A 17032-nucleotide genomic window follows, 5' to 3' on the forward strand; every position below is an offset into this window, starting at 1 on the left:
CTGCGGGTGGTTCTCACTGGTCGCCTCCGGTCTGGGCCGCCCGGCGCTTGCGGGCGGTGATGGTGAGGGCCCAGCCGCAGGCGACCAGGAGGGCTGCGGCGGCGGCCGCGCCGGTGATCCGGGCGCCGGTGGAGGCGAGGGGGCCGCCGGTGTTGGTGTTCGCGCCCGTTCCGGCCGTGTTGCCTGCGGTGACGATGCCGCCGGTCGGGGTGGTGCCCGCGTCGGTTCCGGCCGAGCCCGAGCCCGAGTCCGTGCCGGCGGTGGTGTCGACGATGCCACCGGTGCCGGTGTCGCCCGAGGTCTCGCCGGGGGTGACGATGCCGCCTGTGCCGGTGCCGCCCGAGTCTCCCGTGCCTCTGGAGACTCCCGTGCCTGCGGAGTCGCCGCCGGTGGAGTCCGTGCCGCCGGTGCCGGCTCCGCCCGTCGGGCCCGCCGACGTACCGGTCGAGGTGCCCGTGGACGTACCCGTGGAGGTGCCGGTCGACGTGCCGACCGACGTACCGACCGACGTGCCCCCGCTCGTCTGCCCCGGCGGCTGCGGCTTCGTGTTCGACAGGTCGCGGGTCAGTCTGGCGAAGGAGATGCCCGTCGTGCCGCCCACCGCCTGCATGGACGCCCGCAGGTCCGAGCCCTTCTGGCCGTCCTTCGCGACGTTGAATCCGCCGTCCGCGTTCTGCTGGCCCGCCAGGAACTTCCGCGCCTTCGCGATCTGCGCCGCGTACTTCGGTGCGTCCAGCGACAGGCCCTGCACCGCCAGCGCTGCCGAGTTCACCGAGTTGCCCGCCGCGCCCGGGAAGCCCCCGTCCACGAGCTGCTGCCCGGCGATCCACGCAAGTGCCTTGTCCACAGCGGTCTTTGACGACCCCTCACTCACCAGGTCCAGCGTCATCGCGGCCATCGCCGTCGAGTCCACGTCCGAGTCCCCCGTCGCCGGAACCAGGCTCGGCCACGCCCCCGAGGCGTGCTGGAGGCTCGTCAGGTACGCGATCGGGGCCTGCGCCGCCGCCTTCTCGCCCGCCCGCAGCTGCGCCATGATGCCCAGCGACTGCGAGAAGACGGAGGGGGCGTACGAATAGGCCCCCTTGGCCGCGCAACTGGTGTCCGGCGCCTTGCTCGGGCCCGCGCACACCGCCTTGCCCAGCGCCGCGATCAGGTCCTGCCCGCCGAAGGCGCGCGGGTCGCGCCCCACCGACTGGGCGAGCAGCGCCGTCTTGCCGATCGAGCCGCCGCCCGCGTACTTCGTGCCGACTGCCGTCCAGTCGTGGACAGTTCGGCCCGCCGCGTCCTTGCCGCCCTGGTCGAGGAAGTCGACGATGCCGCGCAGCTTCGCGTTGTCCAGGCCGGTCGCGGCGAGTGCGTACGCGCCGTCGATGGTGAGGCCGAAGTCGGCCCGGCCGCTGACCGGGTCGGCCGCGTAGTACGCGCCCCGCACCAGGTTCGCCGGGGCGGTCAGATAGCCGACGCCCTTCTCCAGGTCCGGGCCCTCGCCCGCCGGCGGGTCCACCGGCGGCACCACCACCGGCGGCGCGGCCTTCTCCGGCAGCGTCTCCAGGCTCGTGCCCCGCGCCGCGAACACCGCGTGCACGGTCGGGTAGATCTCGGAGGTGGTGCCGCCGTCGAACCCCAGCCCCCCGTCCGGGAGTTGCTGCCGCGACACCCACGCCAGCGCCGCGTCCGCGTACGCCGTGTCGCCGAGCGCGCGCAGCGCCTGCGCCGCGACGACGGTCGAGAAGGGGCTGCCCTCGGTCGCCCCGGTCCCGGCCGGGAAGCCGCCGTCGCGAAGCTGGGTCCTCTTCAGGTACGAACGGGCCTTGGCCAGCGCCTGGTCCTGACCGCCGACCGCATGCAGCGCCAGCGCCACCTGACCGGTGGTCCACGGCTCCGGCTCGCAGTTCTGGCCGGGGCGGATCAGGACGCTGGTGAAGCCGCCGTTGTCGCACTGGACGTCCAGGAGCCGCTTGACCGCGTCGGCGGGCGGGGTGAGCCCGGCACGCTTCACGGCGAGCACGCCGAGTGCCTGCCCGTCGCTGTACCCGGCGTTCGGGAAATCGCCCTTGGCGGAGCAGCCGGGCGTCGGGGTGCCGGCGTCCGGGCCCGCCGTGCAGAGGTGTTTCACCAGGTCACCGGCGAGGTCGTGCCCGGCGAAGGCGCGCGGGTCGCCGCCGGTGCTCTTGGCGAGGAGCGCGAGACGGGCGGCGGCGTTCGTCTCGGGGGCCTGGTCCCGGCCCGCCGGATACGCGTACCCGTCGGCGTTCTTGGCCAGGAACGCGGTGACCTTCGCGAGGTCCGCCGACTTGGGGTCCACCGCGGCCAGCGCGAGGGCGATCTCGGTCGTGAACCAGGGGTTCGGGTCCGTTGCCCCCTCCTCCACGACCCGCTCGCCGTCCGTGAGCCTGCCCTTCAGCCACTTCACGGCCGCCGCCGGGTCCACCGCGCCCGGCGGCACGGTCGGCGCGGGCGGGTCGGCGGGGTCCGGGGGAGTGGTGCCGCCGCCCTTGGCGCGGACCTCGTCCGGGGTGAAGGAGGGCTGCCCCTTCGTGCCGCCGATGTCGGTGCCGCCGAACACCCATGCCTCGACGTCACCGGGCTGCGGCTTGCGGGCCATCGCGCCCCACTGGCTGTACGTCCACTTCTGCTGCCCCTGGGAGGCGTGCCAGTACGACCAGTAGCCGGTGGCCTGCGGGGTGACGACGCACGGTTCCTGCTCCGGGGTGGGGTACTGCTTCCCGGCGTCGTTGGTGCCGTGACCGAGGCGGCAGATGAACGCGGGCCCGTCCTTCTTGGTGCCCGCGGTGCTGAACCCGGCCGTGTGCAACAGGTCGTAACCAGTCGTCAGATCCACTCCGCAGCCCCGGACGACCTTGCCCCTCCAGGGCCGGAAGTCGACCACGACGACCGCGCCGGTCGTGGCGGTGCACTTCTCGATCGGGTCGGCCGCGGCGGGCGACGACGTACCCAACATGGTGGCGGCACCGCCGACGACGAACACAAGTGCAGCGAGGAAGAGGGACACGGGGCGACGCCCCAACAGGCCTTTACTGCGCCCGGGTTGACGTCTCTGCTGCTCTGCGGTCCCCACTGCGGCCCCTCGTGTCGGCCGAGCGGGCGCATGCGTGGCGAAAGCGGCCCCGCCGGGCGCGGAAACGCCGAGGGGAAGCCGGTCGAACCACGCCGTAGTCCGCGACGGCGTTTCGTTCATGACTCAGCGGCAGGCATTCCGGCTCATCCGCCGCGAGGGTGCGGTGGATCTACGGTTGCGGGTCAGCGCCGGGATTCGACCGGCTTCCCCTGCTGGGCTGAGCGAATAGCAGCGGGAGTGAAGCACGGCCGCCGCGCATGCGTCAAGGTTCTTTGAAACGTGTGGAGTTCGTGTAACGTCCTGCCCCGCCACGTGGGGGAACCCGGTGCGAATCCGGGGCTGACGCGCAGCGGTGTGGGGTGGCGGAAGGCCTGCCCCGAGCCCGAATGCCCAGGCGGCAGGCCCTATTTCACGAAGCCGTACCACGCGATCCGGACGGCGGTCGAAGCTCCGCCGAGGCGCTGCTCCACGCGCCACCACGAGGCTGCACCCGACCGGCGTCCCCCACCCCAGGAGCCCGGCCATGTCTCGTACATCACACTCCACCGTCCCCCGCACGACCACTTCCGGCGAGCCGGGCCACGGCAGCACCCGCACCCCCTCGGCCCGCGGACGCGCCGCCCTCCTCGTCCCCCTCGCCGCCCTCGGTGCGTTCGTGCTCACCATCGGGGCGGCGTCCGCCACCGCGACGCCCGCGCAGATCGCGACCTCCAAGAGCAACGGGGTCGGCTACCTCAAGTCCCTTCAGGGGGCGGACGGTTCGTACGCCGGTTCCGGGCTCTCCAACGAGTGGGCGTTCAGCGCCTTCGCCGCCGCCGGTACCGCCGCCGTCGACGTCACGCCCGGCGGTGACGTCACCAAGAACGCCCGTACGGTGTACCGCAACCTCCTCGCCACCCCCGGCTGGCCGTCCGCGAACCCCGTCGTCACCGACTACGAGCGCGGCACCCTCAACGCGTACGCGGCAGGCATCGACCCGGCCCGCGTCTCCGCCTCCCGCAATCTGATCGCCGACATCTACGCTCACTGGCAGCCCGCCCAGCCCGGTTACCTCGGCACCCCGAACCTCTACAACGGCACCGTCTTCGCCGCCCTCGCCCTCGGCGGCGCCAAGACCCGGTCCGGCGGCACGCGCACACCCCAGGCCCTCACCGACGCACTGGTCACCCGTATCCGCGCCAACCAGCACAACGACGGCGGCTGGACCTTCAGCAAGGCCGAGGGCGACCCGACCGCCCTCAACTCCCCGGGCGACATCGACATGACCGGCGCCTCGATGGCCGCCCTGTGCGTGTCGGGAGTGCCGAACACCGACCCGGACATCCTCCGGGCCAAGGCGTTCCTCAAAGCGAAGCTGGTCAACAACAGCGGCGCCTTCAACTCCCTCTACGGCATCAACACCGACTCCAACGGCTGGGCCGTCTCCGGCCTCAACGCCTGCGGCATCAACCCCCAGACCGGCGACTTCCGCACCCCGCTCGGCAAGACCCCGGTCGACTTCCTGATCTCCCAGCAGTTCAACCCCGGCGGCGGCTTCAAGTACCTCCCCACCGACACCGCCCCGCAGGCGTACGCCTCCATCGACGGCCTGCGTGCGGTCGCCGGTGGCGGATTCACCGCCGCCCCGCCGGTCCCGGTCACCGCAGGCGCACCGCAGTGGGTGGCCGCCTCCGGCTTCACCGCCGGTACGCCGGCCAAGCTCGCCCTGAGCGTCGACGACGGCACCGGCAGCCTGAAGGTCTGCTCCGTCACCTTCACCCCGTCCGGTACGACGGCCACGCTCGGCGACGTCCTCACGGCGGCCGGAACCTCCGCCTCCCCGGCGGGCTGCGTGACCTCCGTGACCCCGGCCACCGGCGCGTCCGGCCCGGTCACGGCCCTCAACGGCAAGGCCAACAGCGGCTCCCAGACCTGGAAGGTCAGCACCGACGGCTCCGCCTTCACCGCCGCCGACCGCGCCACCCCGATCCACGTGGGCGACACGGTCGCCCTGCGCCGGGGCGCCTGACCCCAGCCGAAGGCACCCGGCGGTGCGGGAGACCGCCGGGTGCCGCTCAGGGGCAGAGCAACTCACCTGTCAGGAAGCCGGGTTCAGCAGGCGCCCAGGTCCTGCCACACCCCCCACTCGCCGGTCGTCCCGGGCTCCTCGCCCGTCGTCCACCACTTGGCCTTCCAGGTGTGACCCTTGTGCGAGACCTGCTGGCCGCCGGTGTAGACCGTCGCCTTCGCCCACGGGGCGGCCGTGCACTGGGGAGTGCCGCCGGTGACGGTCAGGACGTACGGCGTGGAGTGCAGGGCCGACCCGCTCGTCCCGGTGATGTTCAGGGTGTACGTCCCGGAGACGGTGGCCGCCGTGGTGTTCACGGTCAGCGTGGAGGAGCCGCCCGCCGTCACGGAGGCGGGACTGAGGGTCGCGGTGACGCCTGCGGGCGCGCCGCTGACGCTCAGGTTCACCGTCTTGGCCTGGCCCGCCGTCACCGCCGTCTTCACGGTGGAGGTGGCCGAACTCCCGGCCTTCACCGACCCGTTGGCGGGTGTCGCCGTCACCGAGAAGTCGTCGGTCGGCGTGGTCGTACCGCTGGTGAACGGCGCGAAGATGTGCGTGAAGTCCCAGGTGTTCTGCGGGATCGAGGAGCAGCTGTCGCCCGCCGGTGCGCCCGGGCAGCTCCCGTTGTCGCGCTGGAGGGCCCAGAAGGAGAGGGTGTTGATGCCCTTGGCGACGGCCCAGTTGTAGACCTGGGTGGCGTTGGCGAGGGTGAAGGTCTCGGCCGGGCCGAAGTCGTCGACGCCCGGCATCTCGGTGACGCCGATCATGCCCCAGAGCTGGGCGGGCGTCTTGGCGGGGTAGAGCTTGGCGAGCTGGTTGTAGAGGCCCTGGGCGGCCGTCTCGGTGTCGTTGGCCATGTTGTGGACGGCGTTGTCGTAGTAGTCGAACGTCATGAGGTTCGCGACGTCGACCCGCGCGCCGTTGGCCACCGCGTTCTTCAGCACGGCGAGACCGCTCGCGGCGAGGCCCTTGGTGGTCGTGGGGAGCGTGTACGAGAACTGGACCTGGCGGCCGTTCGCCGCCGCCCAGTCCTGGACGATCTTGATGGCCTTGTTCCTGCGGTCCACGCCCGCCGCGTTGTCCAGCGAGTCGACCTCGATGTCCATGTCGAGGCGGGACACGTCGTACGTGGTGATGACCTTCTGGTAGACCGCCGCGATCTGGTTGACGTCGGTGCAGCTGTCGGCGATCTCGGTGCCGGTGGTGTCGGCCGTGTAGCCGCCGAACGAGGGGATGACGTCGCCGCCCGCCGCCTGGATGGCCTTGATGTCGTTGCCGAAGGAGGACGCGGCGATCGGGGTGGAGGTGTTGCCGTTCCAGAGTGCGGTGCAGGACCCGGCGGTGGCGGTCTGGATGAAGGCCATGGTCAGGTGCTTGGCCCCGGACTGGGCGGCCAGCGCGGCGGGGCTCTCGCCGGTCCAGGACTCGAAGTAGGGGGCGAAGACGCGGGCGGGGAGCGGAGCGGCGGTGCTGGATCCGGCGGCGGCTTGGGCGGTGCCGAGGCCCGTCGCGGTGAGGCCGGCTGCGGCCAGCGCGACGACGGCGGTGGTGAACAGGGCGCGGACGGAGCGTCTGCTTCTCATGGCTGTCCAAGGTGTGGGGGACGGCTGCCGGCCTCCCTGTGGTGCGGCGGCAGTGAGTAGGGAATAGCCCCGTCGTCAGGTGCCGGTCAATGGCCTGGACCAATGCAGGACTAGACCAATTTCGGCCCCGGGTGTCCGCCATGAGGACCGCCCGCAGGCAGGCGTACGACCGGCGGACTGGACCATTCCTCCACGGTTTTGCCATTCCGTGAACCGGTTTGCCTGCGCATGAACAGGCCTGCACATGAACAGGCCTGTGCATGAACGGGCCTGCGCGTGGACAGGGCTTACGCCGCCTCCAGCTCCCGCTTGAGGTTCTTCAGCGTCCGCTCGATGTTGCGGACCTGGAAGACGGCGAAGGTGTGGCCGCCGGTCGCGATCCTGTCGAAGGTGTTGGCCGCGAAGGTCGGCCAGGACCTGCGGTCGTCCGTCCAGGTCTCGGTCACCTTGGTCCCGCCGTCCTTGGTCTCCTCGAACCGGTACCGCCAGGTCGCGATGGGGGAGTTCAGCCGGGGGTTCTTCAGTCCGATCGCATGCACGCGGAAGGCGAAGCTCCGCCCCGGCTCGGCCTCGGTGACCGTGCAGCGGGTGGTCCAGCGGAACGCGCCGCGCCTGTTGTGCCCGGCGAAGACCAGCCCGACGCGGGCGGGCGCGTCCTCCCCCTCGGGCACGGTCGCCCCCAGGTTCTCCGGACTCCACCGGCCCATCCGTGCGGGGCGGCTGACCTGGTCGTACACGAACTGCGGCGGCGCGTCGACCAGGATGCTGCGGGACACGGTGAAGGTGCGGGCCATGGGAACTCCGTTCGTCGGTCCGCGCGACCTTACTCGCGAGTAGCCAACTTGTCAGCCCACCTCCCCGCTTCCCCTGCCCTCGTCCCCTTGGGCGGCGCGGCCGCCCCCCGGGGGCGGAACGGGCGGGCAAGGGGGGCGGCCCCGCCCGACACGGGCCCACCCCCACTCCGGCCCTCCCGCCACCGGCCCACCCCCGCACCGCCCCTTTCAGAGGGCCCCGCACCGGCTCCAACTCCGCCACCCCGCACCATACTTGGGGCGACACGGGCGGACCGGCACGCGAGCATCGCCCGGCGCGGTCCCGTCCGCCACCGGGTTCGACGAAGGGTGCGGCCTGTCATGAAAGCGATCGTCCGGTACGCGTACGGCTCGGCGGACGTGCTCAGGCTCGCCGAGGTCGAGCAGCCCCGCCCCAGGCCCGGCCACGTCCTCGTACGGGTCCACGCCGCCGGGATCGACCGCGGCGTCCTGCACTTCCTGACCGGCCACCCCTACCCCCTCCGCCTCGCGGGCACCGGCCTCCGTACCCCCACGTCACCCTTCCTGGGAAGGGAGTTGGCCGGAACGGTCGAGAGCGTCGGCGAGGGCGTGACCGGATTCGCCCCCGGCGACGAGGTGTTCGGCATCGGCGAGGGCGCCTTCGCCGAGTACGCCGTGGCCCCGGCGGAGAAGCTGGTCCCCAAGCCGCACAACCTCACCTTCCCGCAGGCCGCCGCGCTCGGCATATCCGCCCTGACCGCACTCCAGGGCCTCCGCGACCACGGCGGCGTCGCGGCGGGACAGCGCGTGCTGATCACCGGAGCCTCCGGCGGCGTCGGCACCTTCGCCGTCCAGCTCGCCTGGTCGTACGGTGCGGAGGTCACCGGCGTGTGCCGCACCGCCAAGGCCGACCTCGTACGCAAACTGGGCGCCGACCACGTGATCGACCACACCCGCGAGGACTTCGCGGACGGCAAGCACCACTACGACGTCATCCTCGACCTCGCCGGAAACCCCTCCCTCGCCCGCCTCCGCAAGGCCCTCACCCCGACCGGCACCGCCGTCATCGGCGGCGGCGAGACCTCCGGCCGGATGCTCAGCGGCTTCGACCGGCAGCTCCGCGCCCTGGCCGTCGACCGTTTCGTGAAGCAGCGGCTCACGACGTACATCTGCTCCGAGAACCGCCGCGACCTCGTCGTCCTCAAGGGCCTCGCCGAAGCCGGCCGTCTCACCCCGGCCGTCGACCGCACCTACCCCCTGGCCGAAACGGCCGACGCACTGCGGGCGTTGGGGCGTGGCGAGGTGCGGGGCAAGCTGGCCGTGGTCATGCCCGGCTGCTGATCAGGCGGCGTCCCGCGACGCCCCCGCAGGCCGCACCGCCCCCGGCCCGAAGCGGACCCGGGCCCGGTCCACCGCGTCCTCGATCGCCCGCGCCTTCTCGTCGGCCGGGTCGAACAGGAGCTGCCGGGAAGCGAGTTCGGCGGCCATCAGCTCCTCCGCGCGCAGCGACACCGTGCGCACCCGGGCGCGCTGGAGAGCGAGCCGGTCGTGGAGTTCGTAGGCAAGCGAGGTCAACTCCTGGGTGTGCGTGGTCGGTTCGCGCAGCGTGCGGGTGCGGGTCGTGGTCGAGCGGTCGGCGTAGCGGACGGTGAGGGTGAGTGCCCGGGCCGCCTGCGACTCGGTGCGCAGCCGCAGCCCGAGCCGGTCGGTCAGCGCGAGCAGCGCCGCCCGCTGCCGGTCCCGGTCGCACTCGTCCCGGGGGAAACGCTGCTCCACGGACATCGAACGGGGCGCTGCCGCCGGGACCACCGGCGTCGGGTCCAGGCCCCGGGCGGCGTCGTGCAGCTTGCGGCCCGCCGCGATCCCGAGGATGCGCTGGAGCGTGCCGAGCGGCGCGCCGGCGATCCTGCCGACGCTGTCCAGACCGTACGAGGACAGGGTGCGCGCGGTCGCGGGCCCCACCCCGTGCAGGGCGGCGGCCGGTTTGCGCGCGAGGAACGCGGCGACCGCGTCGACGTCGTCGGGCAGCGTACGCACCGCCGACGGCGGACCGTCGGCGGCGACCATGCGGGCCAGCAGCGGGTTCGCCGCGATCCCGACGGTCGAACGCAGCCCGTAGAGCCCGCCCGTGCGCGCCCGGATGCGCTCGGCCAGCGCGGGGGCGTCCGTGCCGAAGTAGCGCAGGCTGCCGGAGAGGTCGGCGAGCGCGGCGTCCGGGGGCAGGGCCTGGACGAGGGGGGTGTACTCGGACAGCAGGGTGAGCAGGTGCTCGTACAGCTGTGGTTCGTCCGGCAGGTCGTGGAAGTGGATGTACAGGATCTTCATCGGGGTCGCTCTCCTTTCTCCGCCGTCCTCATCCGGCGCTGCCGGGGCTCTGGTGCCACAACTTGCGACCCGGGTTGCGGGTCTGCCCGGCCGATGCGCCGCGGGTCTGCTTCACGGACGCGCCGGGGGGTTGCAGGTCCGCCCAGGGGTGGAGTTCGTACCCGGTCTCCAGGCGGATGCTGCGGTCGTTCACCGGTGCGGGCGCGGGCCGCACGGCCTCCGTCAGCCGGTCCGTGACCGCCGACAGACCGCCCTCGTGCCGCAGTTCGGCCAGCTCCGCCAGGTCCCAGGCGGCGGAGCCGGTCACGGTCAGCGACTTGCCGCTGCCGCCGCCGCGCCGCTGCACCACTCCCCGTACGAGCAGCAGCCAGGAGTGGAAGACGGTGTGCGCGCACGCATCGTGGCTGTCCTCGAAGAACGCGCAGTCCACAAGCCCCGTCGTGTCGTCGAGCGTGGTGAAGATGACCCGCTTGCCGGAGCGGATCGGCGGCGTCTGAACGGACCCCTTCGCACCCGCCACCAGCACCACCTGACCGTGCTTCAGCTCGGTGAGCCGCCGTGCCGGGACCGCGCCCAGTTCGTCCAGCAACTCCCGGTGATCGCCGAGCAGATGACGTGACGTGTCCAGCCCGAGCACTCCCAGCTCGGCGCCGAGCCGCTCGACGTCGTCCAGGTCGGGAAGGTGCGCCGGAGCGACCTCCAGCGGCCTGCTGTCGGTCTCCCCGAGCGTCAACTGGCCCTGCGCGGAACCTCGTTGGCTGTTCTGGAGCTCCGCTATGTGCAGCATCAGATCCCGCCGGTTGCGCCCGAAGGAGTCCAATGCGCCCACCTGGGCGAGCCGTTCGGCCACCGGGCGCGACGGGCGGGCCCGGGACAGGAAGTCCTGGAGCGAGCTGTACGGACGCCCCGCGACGATCCGCGCCGCCTCGCCCTCGCTCATGCCGCGCACGTCCCCGAGGGCGAGCCGGACTCCCGGGAGCTTCGGAACGTCACCCCCACCGCACACCAGTTCGATTCGATAGTCCGCGTCGGACGCGTTCACGTCCAGCCCCAGGATCGGCACCCCGCGCCGCCGCGCGTCCGCCAGCAGCAGCCGCTTCGGGTACATGCCGGGGTCGTGCGTGAGCAGCCCCGCGTAGAAGGCCGCCGGGTGGTGCGCCTTCAGCCAGGCCGACTGGTACGACGGCACGGCGAAGGCCACCGCGTGCGCCTTGCAGAACCCGTACGCGCCGAACGCCTCCACGATCTCCCAGGTCCGCTCGATCACCTCCTCCGCGTACCCCCGCTTCTTCGCCTCCTGCGCGAACCACGCCCGCACCCGCCCGACCCGCTCGGCGTCGGAGAGCGCGCGCCGCGTGTAGTCGCCGAAGGCCAGGTCGCAGCCGGTCATCACGGACAGGATCTGGATGATCTGCTCGTGGAAGACCACCACGCCGTACGTGTCGCGCAGCGCGGGCTCCAGGTCCCGGTGCGGATAGCTCGGGGCCTGGAGCCCGTGCCGGGCCTTGATGAACGGGTCGACCATGTTCGCCGCGACCGGCCCCGGCCGGAACAGCGAGATGTCCACGACCAGATCGTGAAAGGTCTCCGGCTGGAGCCGCGCGATCAGGTCCCGCTGGCCCGGCGACTCCGTCTGGAAACACCCCAACGTCTGGGAGGACTTGATGAGTTGGTACGTCTTGGGGTCGCCCGGCGGCACCTGCTCCGGGTCGTCCAGGTCGATCCGCCGGCCCGTGGTCCGCTCGACCTGAGCGACGGCGTGCGCCATCGCCGACTGCATCCGTACGCCCAGCACGTCCAGCTTGAGCAGCCCCAGGTCCTCCACGTCCTCCTTGTCGAACTGCGACATCGGCAGCCCCTCCCCGCTCGTCGGCACCACCGGGGTGCGCCGCAGCAGCGTCGCGTCGGACAGCAGCACCCCGCACGGGTGCATGGCGATGCCGCGCGGCAGCTTGTCCAGCGCCTCCACCAGGTCCCACATCCTCGGTCCGTACGCGTCCGGGTCGATCCCCCGCAGCTCCGGCAGCTCGCGCAGCGCGGAGCGGGCGTCGCGGGCCCGGATGTGCGGGAACGACTTCGCGAGGCGGTCCACCTCGGCCGGGTCGAGCCCGAGGGCCAGGCCCACGTCCCGTACCGCATGACGCACCCGGTAGGTCTCCGGCATCGACACCGTCGCCACCCGCTCCGTACCGAAGCGGTCCAGGATCGCCCGGTACACCTCCAGGCGGCGGGCGGACTCCACGTCGATGTCGATGTCGGGCAGCTCGGCGCGCCGGTCGGAGAGGAAGCGCTCCATGAGCAGCCCGTGCTCGACCGGGTCGGCGCTGGCCACCCCGAGGAGGTGGTTCACCAGCGACCCCGCGCCCGAGCCCCGCGCCGCGACGCGGATGCCCAGCTCGCGGGTGTCCTCGACGACGCGGGCGACGGTGAGGAAGTACGAGGCGTACCCCTGCCGTTCGATCAGCCCCAGCTCCTGTTCCAGCCGGTCGCGGTGGAGCGCGTCCCTCTCGTAACCCTTCGTGCGCATGACGGTGGCGCACCGCTCGCGCAGCACGCGTTCGGGTGCGATGCGGGCGGCGCCGACGAGTTCCGGCTCGGGGAAGTGCACGCTGCCCAGGCCCAGGTCGTCCTCCGGGTCGACCCGGCAGGACGCGGCCAGCTCCTCGGTGACCTCGACGAGTCGGCGTGCGGTGTTCGACCGGTATCCGGCGGCCTCGGCGACCCGTTCGGCGATCCGGAACATGTCGGCCGGTGCCTTCAGCCACCGCTCACCGCTGTCGAGTACGCCCCGGGGATCGATCGGCACCAGCCGCCGCGCGGAGTCGAGCACGTCGGCGACCGGGCCCTGGCCGGGGTCGGCGTAGCGGACGGCGTTGCTGAGTACGGGCAGGATCTTCTGGTCCACGGCGAAGCCGAGTGCCCGGGCGGCCCAGCGCAGCGAACCGCCGCCGGTGCCGCTCCCGCCGTGGCTGACGACCTCGATCCGGAGCGCGTCGCTCCCGTACCGCTCCCGCCAGGGCGCGAGCAGCCGGGCGGCGCGGTCCGGCCGCCCGGCGGCCAGCGCACGGCCGACGTCGGAGTCGGGTCCGAGCAGGACCGCGAGCCCCGGGCCGCCGAGCGCGGACCGGTCCAGCAGGGTGCGCCCGCTCCCGTCCGCGTGGGCGGCGCTGACCAGACGGCACAGCTCGCCCCAGCCCCGCGCCCCGTCCCTGGCCAGGAACAGCACGCGCGGGGCCGACTCGTCGACGAAGGCGCCCCCGCGCACGGGGGCACGCCGGCGCTCGGTGCGGCCGGCCGCCTCCACGGGCGCGGCCACGGCCAGATCGACCCCGAAGACGGGCCGCACCCCGACCCGCTGCGCCGCCTTCGCGAAACGCACCGCGCCGCCCAGGGTGTCCCGGTCGGTCAGCGCGACGGCATCCATGCCCCGCTCGGCGGCCCGCTGGGCGAGCTGCTCGGGGTGGGACGCCCCGTACCGCAGGGAGAACCCGGAGACGGCACGCAGATGCGTAAACCCGCGCATCCGGACCACCTCGCCACTTGCCTGCTCCTGTCCCCGAGCCGTCACGCCCGCCCCTTCGGGCAGGTCACTCTCCATTCACTTCCGTCCACCATAGACCAGGTTCGAACATTCGTACGATTCGGAAAAGTGCGGGGCGGTGCGACGGGGCGGACCGCGCGGAAAACCCGGTGGCCGGGCACGGCGGCCCGCTGCTACGTTGGCGCCAGGCCGTGCGACAGAACCAGGAGGTGGTACCCGTGAACGCAGAATCGACGTGGGTGCTCCCCTCCGGGGTCACGGTCGGACGGTAGGCAGGTCGTCCGGGAGCGCCGCAGCGCACTCCCGAAAGGCACGATCATGCAGAACACATCTCTGGACTTCACCTCCGAGCAGCGCCTCGACGACGGCGTCCTCGCCCGTGAATTCACCCTCGGCTCCGGCTCCGATTCCGGTTCCGACGGCATCCCCGGCATCCTCTGGACGCCGGAATCCGCATCCGCCACCCCCCTCCCGCTGGTCCTCATGGCCCACAACAACGGCCTCCCCATGCGGGACGGACGCCTCGGGGCCCGGGCCCGGCTCACCGCCGCGCACGGGTACGCGGTGGCGACCATCGACGCCGCCGGGTGCGGCGACCGGCCCCGTACCGCCGAGGAGGAGCGGGCCCGCGCCGAGTTCCGCCGGGCGATGCAGGCGGGCGGGGCCCGGGACGAAACCTTCGAGTCCTTCATCGGCCCGCTGATCGAGCGTGCCGCCCCGGAGTGGCGGACCGCCCTGGACGCCCTCCTCGCGCTGCCCGGGATCGGCGGCCCGGTCGGGTACTCGGGGTGGACGGCCCTCGGCATCCGGCTGGCGGCGACCGAACCGCGCATCGCGGCCGCCGGGTTCTTCGCCGGGGGCTTCGTGCCCCGCGCCCAGCGCGAGGAGGCCCGGCAGGTCTCCGTACCGCTCCTCTTCCTCCTCCAGTGGGACGACGAGGGGAACCCCCGGCAGCGGGCGCTCGACCTGTTCGACTCCTTCGGTACGAAGGAGAAGACGCTGCACGCCAACCTGGGCGGGCACGTCGGCACCCCGTGGTTCGAGGTGGAGGACGGCGGCCGGTTCTTCGACCGGCACCTGAAGTGAGCGCGGGCCGGGGGACGGAGGGGCTGCGGCTCCTCCGTCCCCCGGCCGCCCCGTCTACGCTGACGCCCGTGAACGATCAACCGCACCACCCCGCAACCCCCGCCCGCCCCATACGGGTTCTGCTCGCCGACGACCAGGACATGGTGCGCCGGAGCATGCGGCGCGTCCTGGAGGCGCAGGAGGACATCGAGGTCGTCGGGGAGGCCGCCGACGGGGCGGCGGCGCTGGCGGAGATGCGGCTGCTGCGCCCCGACGTCGCACTCGTCGACGTCCGCATGCCCCGCATGGACGGTCTCCAACTCACCCGAACCGTCCACGAGTTGGGCGACCGGCTCCCGGTGAAGATCGTCATCGTGACGACCTTCGACCTCGACGAGTACGTGTACCCGGCGCTGCGGCACGGCGCCTCCGGCTTCCTGCTGAAGCGCTCGGGACCCGCCCTGCTGGTGGAGGCGGTACGGGCGGCCGTGGCGGGGGACAGCCTGATCAGCCCCTCGGTCACGGTCCGCCTGCTGAAGCACGTCACCGCCCCGGAGCCGGGCCGGATGCCGGGGGGCGCGGCCACCCCCGAGCCGCTCACCCCGCGCGAGAAGGAGATCGCCGGGAAGGTCGCGGAGGGTCTGACCAACAGCGACATCGCGGCCGAGATGTTCATCTCCGCGGGCACGGTCAAGACCCACGTCGCGAGCATCCAGCGCAAGCTGGGCGTCCGCAACCGGGTCGGAATCGCCGTCCGCGCCTGGGAAATGGGCTACGGAACCGGCTGACCCCCGCCCGATCGCAGGGCCGTACGGGGGAGAAGGGCGTCCGGCGGGCGCGTGTCGGGTGCGGTGGGCGGGTGGTCTCGGCAGGGTGCTCAGGGCCGGGCCCCGCCCTCCTCCGCTTCGTGAGGTGCGGGCCGGTTCGTTCTCCCCGTTGCCGATGTACGTACGGAGTACCCATGCGCCGCACCGCCCTTCTCGCTACCGCCCTCGGCGTCGCCCTGTCCGCCGCGCTGCCCGTCCCGGCGGCGTACGCCGACCACGCCGACGGCGCCGACCACGCCGCGTGCGGCGAGGCCGCCGCCGACTTCGCGGGCAGCACCTACGCCCAGGCCGACAAGTCCGACACCATCTCCTTCGCCGAGGACGGCACGTACAAGATGACGAAGGCCTCCGGGGCCACCTTCGAGGGCACGTACGACGCGGACTCCTCGACCCTCGCCTTCACCAGCCCGCAGGGGTACCGGACGACGGCCACCCTCCGCACCTGCGAGTCCGGCGGCTCCTCGCCCGCCTCGTTCAAGATCGACGGCGGCCCGGCGTACCAGCTCCAGGGCTGACACTCCCGCACCCCCTCGGCCCCCCAACCCCTTCCCTCCTGACCTGGAGCACCGCACATGCGCCGCATCACCACCACCCTCCTCCTCGCCGGCGCCCTCGGCCTCGGCCTGACGAGCCCGAGCGCCGTGGCCCTCGAACAGCACCCGGCCTCGGCACGCGCGGCCTGCGGAGGCAAGGCCGCGGACTACGCGGGCTTCATCTACACCTCCGCCTCCGCGAAGAAGGAGTACCGCTTCGAGCGGGGCGGCAAGGTCGCGGTGGCGAAGGCCGGCCGCGCCCGTGTCACGCCCGGCACCTACCGCGCGGACGCCTCGGGGCTGGCCGTCACGGCGGGCGGCGCGACGGCGAAGGGGGCGGCGAAGGGCTGCCACGCGGGGACGACCGTGCCGAAGGCGATCGTGCTCGACGGCGCGACGTACACGTTCGTCCAGACCGGCTGACCGCAGACCCCGTACAGGTTCGTCCGGACCGGCCGACCACAGACCCCGTACAGGTTCGTCCGGACCGGCCGACCGCCGGCCCCGTAAAGGTTCGTCCGGACCGGCCGACCGTCGGCCCCCTCCGAACTCCCGCTCCCGGCCGCCCCGTTCGGCGCCGCCGGGAGCTCTTTCACAGGCGAACGGGGGTGGCCGCGGCCGACGGCACGGCCCCATGCCCTACTGTCCCCGGCATGACACCTCCTTCCGCACCCTCCACCCCGCCCTCCTCCGTGGTCTTCTACCGCAACCTGAACCTCGGCCACCGCAACAGCCCCGACCGCGCCACCCTGGAAGGCGCGCTGACCGAGGCCGGAGCCCGCCAGGTCCGCTCCTTCCAGACCAACGGCACGGTCCTCTTCACCGCCGACGACCCCACCGGCGTCGTCGAGCAGGCCGCCGCCCGGCTCCGTACCGCCGCCGGATTCACCGAACCCGGAATGGTCCGCGACCTCGCCGAACTGGCCGCGATCATGGGCGAGTTGCCGTTCTCGGCGTACGACACGGGCGACCCCACCCGCCGCCCGACGCTCACCTTCTTCGACGGCGGCACCCCGCTGGGCGTCACCCTCCCCTGGACGAACCCCAAGGGCGACGTCGACTTCGTCGGGCTGTACGAGGGGCTCGTCCTGAGCGTCGTCCGCCAGAGCGCCGACGGGTCGGCCGGCGGCAGCCCGACCGCCGAGGTGGAACGCCTCACCGGCGCCCCGGCCACCACCCGCGTCCTCGGCACCGTCGAACGCCTCCTGAAGGCCGCGGGCCTGGCCTGACCCCTGGGGCGGACCGGTGCGCCCCTGCTA

The 17032-nt window shown here is 72.9% G+C and carries 12 protein-coding genes and 2 riboswitches; of the genes, 7 read left to right on the plus strand and 5 right to left on the minus strand.

Translation table 11 applies throughout. The annotated features are described in order from the left end of the window. Positions 1-13 precede the first annotated feature (13 nt). Positions 14-3079, minus strand: a complete 3066-nt coding sequence (locus IE269_RS25650; protein WP_438817623.1) for a prenyltransferase/squalene oxidase repeat-containing protein — start codon at positions 3077-3079, stop codon at positions 14-16. A gap of 111 nt (positions 3080-3190) precedes the next feature. Beyond that, a riboswitch (cobalamin riboswitch) is annotated at positions 3191-3350 on the minus strand. A gap of 44 nt (positions 3351-3394) precedes the next feature. After that, positions 3395-3471, plus strand: a riboswitch (cobalamin riboswitch). Between the two features lie 131 nt (positions 3472-3602). Here IE269_RS25650 and IE269_RS25655 point away from each other — a divergent pair. Then, a complete protein-coding gene (locus IE269_RS25655; protein WP_229898217.1) occupies positions 3603-5087 on the plus strand; it encodes a prenyltransferase/squalene oxidase repeat-containing protein in 1485 nt (494 codons plus the stop codon). Between the two features lie 83 nt (positions 5088-5170). On the opposite strand, the gene IE269_RS25660 is transcribed toward IE269_RS25655, so the two are convergent. Both IE269_RS25660 and IE269_RS25665 read right to left on the minus strand, forming a co-directional pair. After that, on the minus strand, positions 5171-6709 hold the full coding sequence (locus IE269_RS25660; protein ID WP_189825510.1) for a glycosyl hydrolase family 18 protein: 1539 nt from the start codon (positions 6707-6709) through the stop codon (positions 5171-5173). A 287-nt stretch (positions 6710-6996) separates the two neighbouring features. Beyond that, the gene (locus tag IE269_RS25665; protein ID WP_189825511.1) at positions 6997-7503 is read right to left on the minus strand and encodes an SRPBCC family protein; all 507 of its coding nucleotides are present in this window, start codon (positions 7501-7503) and stop codon (positions 6997-6999) included. A 339-nt stretch (positions 7504-7842) separates the two neighbouring features. On the opposite strand from IE269_RS25665, the gene IE269_RS25670 reads away from it, so the two are divergent. Further along, positions 7843-8823 carry an NAD(P)-dependent alcohol dehydrogenase gene (locus IE269_RS25670; RefSeq protein WP_189825512.1) on the plus strand — a complete coding sequence of 327 codons (981 nt, stop codon included), beginning with the start codon at positions 7843-7845 and terminating at the stop codon, positions 8821-8823. Here IE269_RS25670 and IE269_RS25675 read toward each other — a convergent pair whose 3' ends face one another. Both IE269_RS25675 and IE269_RS25680 read right to left on the minus strand, forming a co-directional pair. Continuing rightward, on the minus strand, positions 8824-9807 hold the full coding sequence (locus IE269_RS25675; RefSeq protein WP_189825513.1) for a DNA polymerase Y family protein: 984 nt from the start codon (positions 9805-9807) through the stop codon (positions 8824-8826). Between the two features lie 28 nt (positions 9808-9835). Beyond that, the gene (locus IE269_RS25680; RefSeq protein WP_189825514.1) at positions 9836-13330 is read right to left on the minus strand and encodes a DNA polymerase III subunit alpha; all 3495 of its coding nucleotides are present in this window, start codon (positions 13328-13330) and stop codon (positions 9836-9838) included. Positions 13331-13666: 336 nt separating this feature from the next. Between IE269_RS25680 and IE269_RS25685 the strand changes: the two genes are divergently transcribed. From IE269_RS25685 to IE269_RS25705, 5 genes are all read left to right on the plus strand, one after another. Further along, the gene (locus tag IE269_RS25685; protein ID WP_229898218.1) at positions 13667-14434 is read left to right on the plus strand and encodes a dienelactone hydrolase family protein; all 768 of its coding nucleotides are present in this window, start codon (positions 13667-13669) and stop codon (positions 14432-14434) included. Positions 14435-14502: 68 nt separating this feature from the next. Further along, a complete protein-coding gene (locus IE269_RS25690) occupies positions 14503-15201 on the plus strand; it encodes a response regulator (RefSeq protein ID WP_268253621.1) in 699 nt (232 codons plus the stop codon). A gap of 173 nt (positions 15202-15374) precedes the next feature. Next, entirely contained in the window at positions 15375-15755 is a 381-nt protein-coding gene (locus IE269_RS25695) for a hypothetical protein (protein WP_189825515.1), read from the plus strand. A 57-nt stretch (positions 15756-15812) separates the two neighbouring features. Beyond that, positions 15813-16196, plus strand: a complete 384-nt coding sequence (locus IE269_RS25700) for a hypothetical protein (RefSeq protein WP_189825516.1) — start codon at positions 15813-15815, stop codon at positions 16194-16196. Positions 16197-16426: 230 nt separating this feature from the next. Continuing rightward, the gene (locus IE269_RS25705) at positions 16427-17002 is read left to right on the plus strand and encodes a DUF1697 domain-containing protein (protein ID WP_189825517.1); all 576 of its coding nucleotides are present in this window, start codon (positions 16427-16429) and stop codon (positions 17000-17002) included. The last annotated feature ends 30 nt before the right edge of the window (positions 17003-17032 follow it).

The sequence above is a fragment of the Streptomyces spiroverticillatus genome, from assembly GCA_014650415.1.
GTDB classification, from domain to species: Bacteria; Actinomycetota; Actinomycetes; order Streptomycetales; family Streptomycetaceae; genus Streptomyces; species Streptomyces spiroverticillatus.